The following is a 13,483-nucleotide window of genomic DNA, read 5'->3' on the forward strand; positions in this document are numbered from 1 at the left end:
GAGCCTCTGCTGCCGAGCAGACATGAACTCGTGCAACACGCCCGCGACACGCCGGAGTTTGCGTCTGCTCGCCGAAAAACGGTGACCTACAGGCGGCCGGTGGCTTTCATCGCCAGGTAGTGGTCGGCGAGGTCCGGGGCGAGCTCGTCGGGCGGCGAGTCGACGACCTCGACGCCCGTGCCGCGCAGCCGCGAGGCCACCGCGCGCCGGTCGTTGCGGGCCCGCTCCGCTGCGGCGGCGTCGTAGACCTCGACGGCGTCGGCGCGGCCCGCGGCCAGGCTGTCCACCCTCGGGTCGGACACCGCGGCCACCAGCACCCGATGTTTGGCCGTCAGCTGAGGCAGCACGCTGAGCAGCCCTTCGTCGATCGCCGACGCGTTCAGGTCGGTCAGCAGCACGACCAGTGCACTGCGTCGCACCCGCCGCTGCACCGCGGCGACCATCGCCCGGGCGTCGGATTCGACCAGCGCCGGTTCCAGCGGCGCCATCGCCGAGACCAGCTTGGCCAGCAGTTCGGTTCGCGACGCGTTGACCACCGCCGCGCGCGTCTCCCGGTCGTGGGCCAGCAGGTCGACGTGGTCACCGGCGCGGGCGGCCAACGCGGCCAACAGCAGCGCGGCGTCCATCGACCAGTCCAGCCGCGGCCAGCCGGTGGCGGGGTTCGCGCCGGTCGGATCCACCCCGACCCGGCCGGCCGATGTGCGACCGGTGTCGAGCACGATCACCACCCGCCGGTCCCGCTCGGGGCGCCAGGTGCGCACGACGACGTCGGCGCGGCGTGCCGTCGCGCGCCAGTCGATGGAGCGGACGTCATCGCCGACCACATACTCACGCAGCGAGTCGAATTCGGTGCCCTGGCCCCGGATCCGCACCGGCGTCATGCCCTCCAGCTCGCGCAGCCGCGCCAGCCGCGACGGGAGATGCTTGCGCGACAGGAACGGCGGCAGGATCCGGATCTGCCACGGCACCCGGTGCGACGCCTGCCGCCCGGCCAGCCCGAGCGGCCCGACCGAGCGCGCGGTGACCAGCGCCGAAACCTGATCCCCGCGCCGCACCGGCTGAAGCTCGGTGGTCACCTGGATGCGTTGTCCGGCGGCGAGATTCACCGGATGGATGCGCGGCTGAGCCCGTGCGCTCGGTGCCCACGCATCGCGGATCACCCCGCGGAACCGTGCGCGCCCGGGGTTCTCGACCGTCAGCTCCGCGACCACCGGTTGCCCGAGCCGCGCCGACGTCGGCCCGCTGCGCGTCAGCCGCAGCGCACGGGGGCTGCCCGCCAGCGCGACGTCGACGATCACCGCCACCGCCAGCAACACCGCCAGCGCCCCGAAAACGACTGCGGGGGATGGGGAGAGCGTGACGGGCAACGCGCACAGCAGTGCGATGAGCGCGACCCGGCCGGTGAGAACCACAGCGGCCGGCTATCTCGGCACGGGCACCGCGGACAGGATGCCCTCGATCACGCCGTCGGCGCTGGCGCCCTCCAGCTCGGCCTCCGGGCGTAGCGCGACCCGGTGCCGCAACGTCGGGCGCGCCATCGCCTTGACGTCGTCGGGAGTCACGTACCCGCGGCCGGACAGCCACGCCCACGCCCGCGCGGTCGACAGCAGCGCCGTCGCGCCGCGCGGGGACACCCCGAGCTGAAGCGACGGGGAATGCCTTGTCGCGCCGACGATGTCGACGATGTACCCGAGCACCTCGTCGGCGACGAGGACCTGTCGGACGGCGTCGCGGGCCGCTGCCAGCTCGGCCGGTCCGGCCACCGGCTGGACGAAGGTGAGATCGCGGGGATCGAAGCCGCGGGCGTGCCGACTCAGGATCGCGATCTCCTGATCACGCGGTGGCAGTGGCACATTGAGCTTGAGCAGGAACCGGTCGAGCTGCGCCTCGGGAAGCTGATAGGTGCCTTCGTACTCGATCGGGTTCTGGGTGGCCGCGACGATGAACGGGTCGGGCAGCGGGCGCGGCTGACCGTCGACGCTGACCTGCCGCTCCTCCATCGCCTCCAGCAGCGCCGCCTGGGTCTTCGGCGGGGTTCGGTTGATCTCGTCGGCGAGCATCAGGTTGGTGAACACCGGGCCGGCCCGGAACTCGAACTCGGCGGTGCGGGCGTCGTAGACCAGAGATCCGGTCACGTCGCCGGGCATCAGATCCGGTGTGAACTGCACCCTCTTGAACTCCAGCTGCAGCGCCGCGGCGAGGGTGCGCACCAGCAGCGTCTTCGCCACGCCGGGCACGCCTTCGAGCAGCACGTGGCCGCGGCACAGCAGCGCGACCACCAGGCCGCTGACGACGGCGTCCTGGCCGACGACGACCTTCGCGATCTCGGCGCGAAGCGCCATCAGCGCGGCGCGGGCGTCCTCGTGCGGGGAGGGCTGTGTCACGACTGTGCGACCTGCCTTTCGATGTCGTCGAGTGCACGTGCGAGGTTCACCAGTTCGGTGTCATCGGCCGGTGCGGGTCCGTACAGACTATGGGCGACGGACTGAGGATCCAGGCCGCACCGGTCGGCCACCGCCTGGGTGATCGCCGCGGGCGACGAAGCGTGGTTGAGGCCGAGCCGGGGTAGCAGCCGTTGCCGTGTCGCGGTGCGCAGCGCCTCGGCCGCGACGTCGCGGGCCCGCCGGGACCGGTACAGCCGGCCGCGGCCCTCCACGGTCTCCGATGCGCGCACCACCACCGGCAGCTGCTCGGCGACCAGCGGTCCGACCCGCCGACCCCGCCACCAGGCCAGCAGCGCGACGGCCAGCGCCAGCTGCAGAACCAGCCAATACACCTGCCGCGGAATGAGATCGGGCAGCGCCGCGTCACCGGCCGCACCGTCGCTCTCGCTGAACTGCGGGGCGAACCAGATCATCCGGGGATGGGTACCGGTGAGGTTCAACGCCAGCGCGGCGTTACCCTCCTGCAGCAGTTGGGAGTTCGTCACGAAACCATCGCTGCCGACCACCGTGACCGTGCGGCCGTCGTCGGTGTAGCGCGCCAGCGCGCCGTCGTAGCAGCGGGTCACCGGAACCGAGCCCGCCGCGTCATAGGTCTCGGCGATCCCGAACTGCACGGTGCCCGCACGGGTGGCCTCGCGCAGGTCGCACCCCGGCCGCAGCCCCGCGTACTCGGTCACGTCGTCGCGACGCAGTCGCGGCGCCAACGCCTCGCGGGTGCGCCCGATCGGGGCGATCAGCAGGCGGTCTCCGGGTACGTCGGCGAGGCGGTTCAGCAGTTCCTCGTCGAACAGGTGGAAGGTCTGGGCGGCCACCAGCAGGGTGTCCTCGCGTGCTTCGCGTGCTTCGCGTTCGACGTCGGCGATGGAGGCAGCCTCCACGACGGTGACACCGCGTTCGCGCAGCAGCGCGATCAACGCGTGGGTGCCGTCGGCGGATGTCGACCCGGGATCGAGCGGACCGCCGCTGCGGGGTGAGGTCAGCAGCGTGCTCAGCACCGCCACCGCGGCGATCGCGGCGAGTGCGAGCATCACCCAGCGCAGAACGCGCCACCGTTCGGTCAGGGTCGCCCCGACCACCGTCTGGGCGCTCACCGCACCTCGGCCCACGGCAGGTGCGCGTCGCCGTGCCCGGCTCCTGACGACGTGGGCGTGTGCCTGGCCAGTCCGTCGTCGAGCGCGGTGATCATCCGGTATTGATCCTCGGTGGCCGGCCGCTCGCCGTAGGTGACGTCGTTGAACACCTCGGCAGCGGTGTGCAGGTCAGCCGCCAGCGCGGGTAACGCGCCGCCGGCGGTGCGGGCCAGCTCGGTCGCGGTGCGCCCGGGCACCGGCTGCACCACCCCGGTGTCCTCCAGCTGCCGGGCGATGGCCCGCAGCCGGTGGCGGATCGCCGGAGCCCAATCCCCGGCCGCGGCATGGCGTTCCGCAGTGGCCCGGTGTTCTGCGGCGCTGAGCACGTGATCGTCGAACAGGGCGGGGGTGTCGCCGCGGCTGCTGCGCATCGCCCGGCGCGCGATGCGGACCGCGATGACGACGGCGGCGACGACCAGCACCGCCAGCACGGTGATGGTCAGCCACCCGCCGGGCATCTCCGACGCGCCGGCGGTGAGCCGGTAGAGCAGCCTCTCGAACCATTCCGAGAGCACGTCCATCAACGACGGCTTCGGATAGATCGATTTCGAGAGCTCTGCCTGCGCGGCATCGTGGGCCGCGTCGCGGTCGATGTCGATCGTCGACACGTCAGCGGGTCAGCCAGAGGTCGTCGGTGGACTCGGCCGGGGCGTACGGGCCGGCGGACGCGCCGGTCTGCAGCACCAGATCGAACGCCTCCGCGCGGATCCGGCGGTCGGTGTACTGCAGCACCGCCACCCCGGCGGTGAACGGGCCGGTGATGATCTGGCCGATCGCGCCGCCGATCGCGAGCAACACCAGCGACAGCACGAACGTCGCGTCCGACGGCGACACCGTCACCGCGAACTGCCCGCCCAGGGTGAACGGAATCGACACCGCGGTGGCGATGAACTGCGCGACGATGTAGGCCAGCAGCCAGATCCCGAACACCCGCCAGAAGTCGGCCTTGATCAGTGAGAACGAGCGCTTGACCGACGTGACGAGGTCGCGGCGCTCCAGCACGATGATGACCGGCGCGAAGGTCAGCATCACCGACAGCCACACTCCGGCCACCACCGAGACGATGACCAGCGGGATCGCCACCGCCACCGCGACGACCCCGTTGAGCACCACCGCGGCGACGCCGATGATCAGGCCGACGAGCGCGATCCACAGCAGGAACGCCAGCATCTTGAGCGCGGTGAACCCGATCAGCGCCCAGATCCGGGGCTTGAGTCTCCGCCAGGCCTCCCCGATGGTGATGTGCGCCCCGAACACCGAGCGGCCGATCACCACCGTCAACAGACCACTGAGCACCGTCATCGACAGCGTGGTGGTCACGGCGCCGGCCAGGCTCGAGGCGATCCAGCTGACGATGACCTCGGCCGACGCGGCGTCGGTCTCGAACGCGTCGGCGAACTGCCCGCCGAAGGTGAACGGCCACAGCGACAGCAGCAGCGCGATGATCTGCGTCGCGATCACCACGATCGCCGTCAGACCGAGCGTGGCCTTGGGATTGGTGCGCACGTAGGCGACGGCGCCGTTGAAGATGTCGGACAGCGTCAGCGGGCGCAGCGGCACCACTCCGGGCTTGAGCACCGGCGGGCCGTACGGCGGCGGATGCCCGGAGGGTTGCCAGTTCGGCGGGGGAGGGCCGTATCCGGGCGGGGGGTAGCCCGGATACCCGGGCGGGGGATAACCCGCGGGCGTCGCACCAGGGGGCGGCGGCCCCGGCGGGCCGTAACCGCCCGCGTTGTAGGTCATGATCACCATCCTGTCGATCACCGGCGAAATTGACAACGTCGCCGGTCAAGAGGACGTCGCCGGTCAACAGCCTGTCGCAGCCGGCTAGTCGTAGACGATGACCGCCCGACCCAGGACGTCGCCGCGCGCGATCGCCTCGAGGGTGTCGTTGACGTCGTCGAAACGGACCCGGGTGACCGAATGGGTGATCTGACCGGCCCGCGCCAGCGCCAACACCTCGGTGAGGTCGTTGTAGTTGCCCCAGAATGAGCCGTAATAGGTGTATTCGCGTGCCACCAAAGGAAACAGCGGGATATCGACGCGGTTGCCGATGAGGCCGACCGATGCGACGGCGCCCTCGGCGGCCAGCAGGGAGAAGGCGAGGCGGATCGACTCCGCGGAGCCCGCGCATTCGATGACCGCATCCAGTTCGCTTCTGCCGGTGGCAGATTCGAGCGCGGCGCGGATGGTGTCGGTGTCCTTGTCACGGACGTTGACGACGTGGTCGGCGCCGTTGTCGGCGGCGATCTGGAGTTTCTCGTCGCTGCGCGCGAACGCGACCACGGTGGCGCCGCCGCCGAGCAGCTTCGCGTATTGCACCGCGTAGCTGCCCAGACCGCCGATCCCCGACACCGCGACCGTGCGGCCCGGACCCAGATGACCGGCGTTGCGCAGCTTCTTCAGCCCCCGGTACGGCGTCAAACCGGCGTCGGTCAGTGGCGCCAGGGTCTCTGGAGAGAGCCCGCCGTGGCCCGGCATCTTGATCAGGTAGCGGTAGTCGACCGGCATGTACTCCTGGTATCCGCCGTGCCTGCCGAACCCGGCCCACACCCCGTGCGCGCACAGTTGCTCGTTGCCCTCGTGGCACTGGCGGCACGCACCGTCACCCCAGCTGCCGAACACCACCACCTGATCGCCTTCGGCCAGCCCCGCCGATTTCGGCACCGCCGATCCGATCCCGTCGACCCACCCGGCCACCTCGTGACCCGGAGTGATCGGGAAGTCCATCGACAGACCGGTGTCGAAATAGCCGTCGACGAGTTGAAAGTCGGTGCGGCACATGCCCGCGCCGCCGACCCGCACGAGTACCTCCTCCGGACCGGGGGTGGGCACGTCGATCTCTTCGAGACGCAGTGGCTGCTTATAGCCGTACATACGTGCTGCCCGCATTTTCATGGGCTTCTCCTCTGGATCAAGATCATTGTCGCGGATGGAGCGTCGTCCCCGCAGCACAGTTCCGAAATCGCGCCGGTGAAGTTCCGAGCCGTCGAATGCCGCGCCGAACTGCCGGCGGTTTCGGGTACCGGAGCGCGGGTAACCGTCCCGCATGACCCGTTTCGGCTACACCCTGATGACCGAGCAGAGCGGACCGAAAGACCTTGTCCGCTATGCGGTATCGGCAGAACAGGTCGGTTTCGACTTCGAGGTGTCCAGTGACCACTACTTCCCGTGGCTGGCCTCGCAGGGCCACGCTCCCTACGCGTGGTCGTTGCTCGGCGCGGTCGCGCACGCCACCGAGCGCGTCGAGTTGATGACCTATGTGACCTGTCCGACGCTGCGCTACCACCCGGCGATCGTCGCGCAGAAGGCTGCGACGTTGCAGATCCTCGCCGACGGCCGGTTCACCCTCGGAGTGGGCAGCGGCGAGAACCTGAACGAGCACGTGGTGGGCAAGGGCTGGCCCACCGTCGCCCGCCGCCAGGACATGCTCAAGGAGGCCATCCAGATCATCCGCGAGCTGCAGACCGGCGACCTGGTCGACTGGAAGGGTGAGTATTTCGAGGTCGACTCCGCCCGGCTGTGGGATGTGCCCGACGTGCCGCTGCCCATCGCGGCGGCGGTGTCCGGTGACAGGTCGGTCGAGACGTTCGCGCCGCTGGCCGACCATCTGATCGCCGTGCAGCCCGACAAGAGCATCGTCGACTCCTGGCACGAGGCGCGGCGGGCCACCGGTCTCCCCGGCGATGTGCGGGTGATCGGACAGATCCCGATCTGCTGGGACCCCGACCGTGACGCCGCGATCGACCGCGCACACGACCAGTTCCGCTGGTTCGCCGGGGGTTGGGCGGTCAACTCCGACCTGCCCACCACCGCGGGTTTCGACGGCGCCACACAGTTCGTCCGCAAGGAAGACGTCGCCGAATCCATCCCGTGCGGCCCCGACCTGGATGCGATCGTCGACGCCGTGCGCGAATACTGGGAGGCGGGCTTCACCGACATCGCGCTGATCCAGGTCGGCGGCGATACCCAGGAGAGGTTCCTCGCCGAGGCAGCATCGCCGCTGCTTGAGCTGCTCCGGTCCGCGTCCCACTGAGAGGTTTTCGATGACCCGAGGTCAAGGTATCTACGACGACGAAGACGGCTCCGCTGCGTCCAAGTCCTCCAGCACCGAGAAGGATCCCGAGAAGGACACCCCGGACGTCGACAAAGACGCCGACGAGCCCACGGCATGAGGTGAGGCCTAACGGGCTGCGACCGGATCGCCGCGGCGTTTGGTCTCCAGCCGGTGCCAGGTCCACCAGAACAGCAGCGCCGAGAAGATCGAACCGGCCGCGGCCACCCACTGCGCACTGAGGAACAGCGACCACTCGACATCACCGTCGATGGGTTGGTGCAGGGCGGCCACCAGCGCGGTGCCGCCAAGGGCCAGGCTCAGCGTCCCGACCACGGTGACCGCAGCGACGAACACGGTACGCAGGGTGAACCGGGCCGCGCCCGGTGACACCACCGCCCGCAGGCGGCCGGTACGGGCCAGGAAATGCGATGCGGCACAGGCGACGACCAGCGTCACCGCATCAGCGGCCAGGGTGTCGGACAATCGGTGCCACTGGGCGATCACGGTGTAGGCGCCGATCCCGACGGCCCAGGTGAGCGCGAAGAACATCGCGACGCCGCGGAAGCGGTAGGGCATCACGATCAGCGTCGCGAACAGCACCGACATCGCCGCGGTGGTGTGGCCGCTGGGCAGCGTGTTCTCCAGGTACTGGTGGGTGTTGAGCAGTTCTGGGCGTTGCAGCACAACGTATTTGAGGAACTGCGTGACTGCCTGACTGCCGAGGATGACCGCCATCGCGGCCACCGCGAGGTGGACCTGCCGGCGCAGTAGCCCGATCGCCCCGACCAACACGGTGGCCAGCGCGAGCGACGAATAGGTGATCGTGCTCAGCGCCTTGCTGGCGGCCAGATACGCCCGTGGACCGACCTGGTCGGCCCCGTTGAGCGCGGCGTTCTCGATCGCCTGCCCCGTCGTGGTGCGCACGGCGAGCAGGTACACCGCGACGAAGAACAGCGATGCGCAGATCGCGATGACCGTCCAGCGGTGACGGGCGTGGCGGAGCCGTGTTTCGTCGGGGTAGGAGAGGTCGGTCTGCACGAGAGCAGAATCCTCTCATGCCATCTCGGGTGTGCCGGCCCGGTGGTGCGGGTTACGCGGCGTCCTTGTCAGCGCCGGCGCCGTCGCCCGAGTCGGCGTCGTCGTCCGTGCCGGTGTCGCTGCCCGTGTCCTGATCGGACGCCGACGGGGTTTCGATGGCTGCACCGCGCATCCGGTGCGGCTTGGCGGAGGTGCGCGGCTCAGAATCGGCCTCAGAATCGGACCCAGCATCGGCCTCAGCATCGGACCCAGCATCGGACCCGGCGTCGGATTCCCCGGCCTCCGCTTCGGTGTCCGCGTCGTCGGTGGTCTCCTCGACCGCCGGGTCGACCGCGGTGACCGTGAGAGTCGCGGCGTTCGGATCCGGCACGTCGCCGACGCCCGCAGGGGTCTCGCGCGGCGGGATCGCGGCGCCCATGTCCTGGTCCAGGCTGGTGCCGACGGCGATCGGCCCCGGCGGGAGGTCGCCCGACAGCGGGCTGAGCAGCCCCGGGAGATCCTCCAGGATCCCGACCGAGGCACCCTGCACACCGTTGAGGACGCCGTCGACGATCCGGCCCGGGATGTTGAGTACCGCGTACGCGGCGCCGATCAGGTCGAGTTTGGTGAGCGCCTCGAACACCTCGCCGACAGCGCGGCCGGTGGCGACCAGACCCGCCAGCACCGGGCTGACCGCGATGAGGAAGAAGCCCTCGACGGCGAACGGCTGGCTCAGCAGCGCGCCCAGATGGGAGAGCGCGGCGGCGCCGCCGCGGAACGGTTCGAGCACCACGTCGGTGGCCGCCGCGGCGAACGCGTCGTAGTCACCGGCGTCGAGCGCTGCCACGGCGTCGGCCACCGCCGACGCCTGGTTCCGCAGAATCGCCCTGGTGATCGGGAACGGGTCGGCGAAGTACTGCTGAGCGACGGCTGAAGCATTGCTCAGCGACTGCTGAAAGACCTCCTGGTAGAGCTGCAGCGGGCTGGGGACCGCTGCCAACCGGACCGCCTGCGCAGTCACCGGAGCGGTCGGCGGCTGGACCGGATTTACTGGGTTTATCGCGATCGCACCCGCGCCGATCACCGCGACCCCCGCGGTGACACAAGACCGTACGCCCACCCTCATCCGGATCTCCCTTTTGACGTAGCAGCAAATTATCGATGATTGCTGGCGTAGATTACCTCGGAAGGCGGCGAGGTATCGGCGAGTTGGTGAACGCGATCAGCCGCGGCCCGTGGCGGCACCCCGGCGGCGACGGGCCTCCTCGTGCTGAGTGATGTTCGAGTTGTCCAGCACGATCGTCATCATCACCGCGAAGAACCGCGCCGGACTCAGTTCGTCGGGCACCAGATCGGTGCGCAGCGTGACTTCCGGCAGCGCGGCGAGTTGGGCGTCGACGTCGGTGGTCGCCGGCTCGTCGTCGCCGGTGTCGACCTCCACCTCGAACAGCTCGAGGATCACGTCGTCAGGTTCGGGGACCGGACCGGGCGGCGTGTCGCCCTCCCACTCCGGGACGACGAGCGCGCACGCGTCGTAGGCGTCGTCCTCGCGGCCGAGCTTGGTCAACAGGTCGACGATCCAGTCGAACTGCCGCCGCTCCTCGGTGTAGGCCGTCGAGCGTAGTGAGTACATGAAGCCCAGCGCGGCCAGGGGGTGGCGCAGTGCGAGGTTCTTCGCGTCCCCGTAGGACTCCTCGACACGATTGGCGGCGTTCTTGCCGAACGACGAATCCATCCGCTTGGTCGAGATCAGCAACTCCGGGCCGGTCTGCCAGGACGACATGATCACGTCGACCTGTTTGAAGTAGTTCTTGCCGGCGATGTTCGCCGACGCGGCGCCCACCCCGCCCGAGGATCCGGTGCGCAGCCGCTCCATCAGCTCGTCGCGACCGGCGGACTTCGGGATGGATCTGACGAAGTTCAGCACGTCGCGGTCGACGACCCGAGGAGCTTCGGCACGTGGCCACACCGCGTCGGGTTCCAAACCGGCGCGGCGCAATTCGTAGGCGACCCAGACATCCAGCGCCAGCGCGGGCACCCCGGATCGGCTTTCCGCGCCCAGCAGGATCGGCACGGCCAGCAGCTTGCGCAGCGCGCCATAGTCGGGGCAGAACGAGCCGTCGGCGGTCCACGGGTTGACCGTCTTGAACTCCGACCGGTCGACGATCGCGTCGAACAACGGCCAGGCGAGCGCCTTGGCGCTGGGTTTACCTGCCACCGTTGGCTTTTCCGCGGGCGATCCGGCGGGCCGTCAAGGCGCTGTGGTCGCGCCGGAGCGCGCGCAGCTGACGTTCGGTCAGAGTGGATGTCGCGAGCAGCAGCACCTCGTCGACCAGCTCGACCGCGGCGAGGAGGCGGCCCTCGCGTAGCCGGGCGGCCACCGCGGGCCGGACCTGACGAAGACCATCGGCGTTGCGGCGCACGAGATCCGGTGAGGGGACCGGCAGCACGTCGGCCTCCCGGGGCTCGATCTTCAGCATCCCGCCACCATAGGCGCGCCCGACGGTCTCGGCCCCCAGCAGGGTCACCGAGTTCAGCGCGGCCACCGGCAGCAGGTTCATGCCGTCGGTCCGCAGGCCGTCACGCAGGTAGACCCCGTGCACCGAGTTCAGGTGGTGTGCCCGGGCCCGGTTGGTGGTCAGCCGAGGGGTGTCGGCGTTCATATAGGTCAGGAACAGGTCGGCCGGCCGCAGATACGGCACCCGCCACCACGGTGTGCGGACGCGGCACTTGTAGGCATGGTGCACGTCGAGGTCCTCACCCGACTGGATGTAGTGCCACGCCGCCGGCGACGGCTCGTGGGCGGGCCGGAACAGGTGGGTCGCCCCGCCGGCATCGCCGAGGGCGCGCAGGGTGGCCGCGGTCAGGCCGAGGCCGCGCAGATGTCGCGACCCGGGCGGGGACAACGTGAGCACGTCGGACGGCGTGAGCCCGAGCGCGGCGACCTTGGCAGGAGACAGCGTGAAGAACCGGTTGCTGCCGGTGACCATGCCGAGCGTGGTGTCGCCCCACGTCTCCAGCACGGTGAACGCGTCGCTTCTGGCCGCGGCGTCGAACGCGGACAGGCCCGCGCTCGACAGCAGACCCGCCGACCACTTGGCGCCGTTGCCCGGTGGGGTCCACCGCCGCGACGCGGTCAGCCGGGCCAACCCCTCGGCATCGCGCACCTGCGACAACTCCATGTGTGGCGCGCCGGCACCGCCGTCGGTGCGGTAGCCGTCGGCGAGCAGCAGCACCACCTCTTCGAGCACGCCGGGGAACACCCGCTCGTCGAACAGCACCAGGCCCACGGAGGTGAAGTGGTCCATCAGGAACTGCCGCACCCCGGCGGCGTAGTTCACGCTGAGCAGTTCGGCGGGCAGCACCAGCCCGAGCCGGCCCCCGGGTTTGAGGTGCAGCGCCGAGTGCACGGTGAACGCCGCCCACGAGGACGCGAGGTTGGACAACGTCACACCGGCGCGTAGCGCGGCTTCGCGGGCACGGGCCCGTGATTCCCCTGCGAAGTCCTGGTAGCGCACGTACGGCGGGTTTCCGACCACCGCGTCATAGGCGCCGAACTCGTTGTGGGAGAAAAAGTCCCGAGCATGGATGGTGGCGTCGATGCCGACCTCGCGCAGGCTGTGCTCGGATGCGGCGGCGGAGTCGGCGTGGATCTCGACACCGACCAGGCGGCCGACGTGGCCGCCGCGGCGCCCGATCTCGTGCAGGAACACCGCCTCCCCGCAGGACGGTTCCAGCACGGCGTGGGCGGGATCGCGGACCGCCCAGTCGGCGAGGAAACGCGCCACCGGTGCCGGCGTGAAGAACGCGCCGCGCGCCTTGCGCAGCGCGGCGTCGTCCTTCGGGTCGCCGGGAAGCATGCCGATATCGTGCCGCAGCGCACCGACAGGCCCGCGGTGCCCCGCCGACGTGCGGTTCAGACGGTCGTACGCAGGATGTCGACCACCCGTGCCGTCAGCGGGGACGCGTCGGCGGTCACATAGGCCGCAAGCAGCTCGATGGTGGCGCCGGCTTCGGCGGCCAGCGGCCGGTAGGTCACCCCGCCGATCTCCAGTGCCGCGGTCGGCTCCGGGACGAGCGCGACCCCCAGCCCGGCGGCCACCAGGGTGACCAGCGTCGAGGTCTCGTCGACCTCGTCGCGGATGCGCGGCCGGAAACCGGCGTCGGCGCACAGACCCGCCAGCAGCGCGCTCATCCGGGACCGCCCACCGCCGGCATGACCGATGAAGTCGTCGTCCCGCAGCTCGGCCAGTGCCACCTCATCCTGCCCGGCGCAGCGATGGCCCGCCGGAAGCGCGACGAGCAGCCGGTCGCGGCGCAGCGGCACCGCCGTCAGCGCCGGGTCGTCGACGGGTGGACGCATCAACGCGAGGTCGATGTCCTTGGCGTGCAACGCCGCCAGCTGTGCCGATGCCAGCATCTCGCCGCGCACCCGCAGGTCCACGGCCGGCAGGGCGGCCCGCAGCTCCCGGACCAGTCGGGGCAGCAGCGAATACGTGGCCGAGCCGACACAACCCACCACCAGACGGCCCTCGGTGCCCGAGCCGATCCGGCGTGCCTGGTCGACCGCGTCGTCGACGGCGTCGAGGATGCGGACGGTGCGATCCAGGAACGCCCGCCCCGCCTCGGTGAGCTCGACGCTGCGGGTGGACCGCAGAAACAGGGTCACACCGACCTCGCGCTCCAGCTGACGGATCTGCTGGGACAGGGGCGGCTGCGCGATCAGCAGCCGCTGCGCCGCGCGCCCGAAGTGCAGTTCCTCGGCAACCGCGCGGAAGTACCGTAGGTGGCGTAGTTCCATATCTCCTGCATATCAATGTGCGCTATTTATGTAT

Annotated in this window: 13 protein-coding genes; 2 read left to right on the forward strand and 11 right to left on the reverse strand. The window is 70.2% G+C overall.

Annotation, left to right across the window (positions count from 1 at the left end):
• Positions 1 to 86: 86 nt before the first annotated feature.
• From NTM_RS09550 to NTM_RS09575, 6 genes are all read right to left on the reverse strand, one after another.
• Positions 87 to 1,412, reverse strand: coding sequence for a DUF58 domain-containing protein (locus tag NTM_RS09550; RefSeq protein ID WP_163766155.1), 1,326 nt, complete (start codon positions 1,410 to 1,412; stop codon positions 87 to 89).
• A 9-nt stretch (positions 1,413 to 1,421) separates the two neighbouring features.
• Positions 1,422 to 2,342: an AAA family ATPase gene (locus tag NTM_RS09555; RefSeq protein WP_435405124.1), complete on the reverse strand. Its 921-nt coding sequence runs from the start codon at positions 2,340 to 2,342 to the stop codon at positions 1,422 to 1,424.
• Between the two features lie 38 nt (positions 2,343 to 2,380).
• Positions 2,381 to 3,472, reverse strand: coding sequence for a DUF4350 domain-containing protein (locus NTM_RS09560; RefSeq protein WP_232079910.1), 1,092 nt, complete (start codon positions 3,470 to 3,472; stop codon positions 2,381 to 2,383).
• A gap of 59 nt (positions 3,473 to 3,531) precedes the next feature.
• Entirely contained in the window at positions 3,532 to 4,182 is a 651-nt protein-coding gene (locus NTM_RS09565; RefSeq protein ID WP_104862656.1) for a DUF4129 domain-containing protein, read from the reverse strand.
• Between the two features lies 1 nt (position 4,183).
• Positions 4,184 to 5,317, reverse strand: a complete 1,134-nt coding sequence (locus NTM_RS09570; RefSeq protein ID WP_179963911.1) for a glycerophosphodiester phosphodiesterase family protein — start codon at positions 5,315 to 5,317, stop codon at positions 4,184 to 4,186.
• An 84-nt stretch (positions 5,318 to 5,401) separates the two neighbouring features.
• The gene (locus NTM_RS09575) at positions 5,402 to 6,472 is read right to left on the reverse strand and encodes an NAD(P)-dependent alcohol dehydrogenase (protein ID WP_163766158.1); all 1,071 of its coding nucleotides are present in this window, start codon (positions 6,470 to 6,472) and stop codon (positions 5,402 to 5,404) included.
• 151 nt (positions 6,473 to 6,623) lie between these two features.
• On the opposite strand from NTM_RS09575, the gene NTM_RS09580 reads away from it, so the two are divergent.
• Positions 6,624 to 7,610 carry an LLM class F420-dependent oxidoreductase gene (locus tag NTM_RS09580; RefSeq protein WP_163766159.1) on the forward strand — a complete coding sequence of 329 codons (987 nt, stop codon included), beginning with the start codon at positions 6,624 to 6,626 and terminating at the stop codon, positions 7,608 to 7,610.
• 10 nt (positions 7,611 to 7,620) lie between these two features.
• A complete protein-coding gene (locus NTM_RS28995; protein WP_272955227.1) occupies positions 7,621 to 7,749 on the forward strand; it encodes a hypothetical protein in 129 nt (42 codons plus the stop codon).
• Between the two features lie 8 nt (positions 7,750 to 7,757).
• Here the strand turns inward: NTM_RS28995 and NTM_RS09585 are convergent, their stop codons facing one another.
• From NTM_RS09585 to NTM_RS09605, 5 genes are all read right to left on the reverse strand, one after another.
• Positions 7,758 to 8,669 carry a phosphatase PAP2 family protein gene (locus NTM_RS09585; RefSeq protein WP_163766160.1) on the reverse strand — a complete coding sequence of 304 codons (912 nt, stop codon included), beginning with the start codon at positions 8,667 to 8,669 and terminating at the stop codon, positions 7,758 to 7,760.
• A 52-nt stretch (positions 8,670 to 8,721) separates the two neighbouring features.
• On the reverse strand, positions 8,722 to 9,669 hold the full coding sequence (locus NTM_RS09590; RefSeq protein ID WP_232079670.1) for a hypothetical protein: 948 nt from the start codon (positions 9,667 to 9,669) through the stop codon (positions 8,722 to 8,724).
• A gap of 201 nt (positions 9,670 to 9,870) precedes the next feature.
• Entirely contained in the window at positions 9,871 to 10,866 is a 996-nt protein-coding gene (locus NTM_RS09595; protein WP_104862652.1) for a hypothetical protein, read from the reverse strand.
• Positions 10,856 to 12,508: an N-6 DNA methylase gene (locus tag NTM_RS09600; protein ID WP_163766161.1), complete on the reverse strand. Its 1,653-nt coding sequence runs from the start codon at positions 12,506 to 12,508 to the stop codon at positions 10,856 to 10,858. Before NTM_RS09600 ends, NTM_RS09595 begins: the two co-directional genes overlap by 11 nt.
• Before the next feature lie 56 nt (positions 12,509 to 12,564).
• Positions 12,565 to 13,449 (reverse strand): LysR substrate-binding domain-containing protein, encoded by an 885-nt coding sequence (locus NTM_RS09605; RefSeq protein WP_163766162.1) that lies wholly within the window; start codon positions 13,447 to 13,449, stop codon positions 12,565 to 12,567.
• Between the last annotated feature and the right edge of the window lie 34 nt (positions 13,450 to 13,483).

It is taken from the genome of Mycolicibacterium parafortuitum (assembly GCF_010725485.1).
GTDB lineage: Bacteria > Actinomycetota > Actinomycetes > Mycobacteriales > Mycobacteriaceae > Mycobacterium.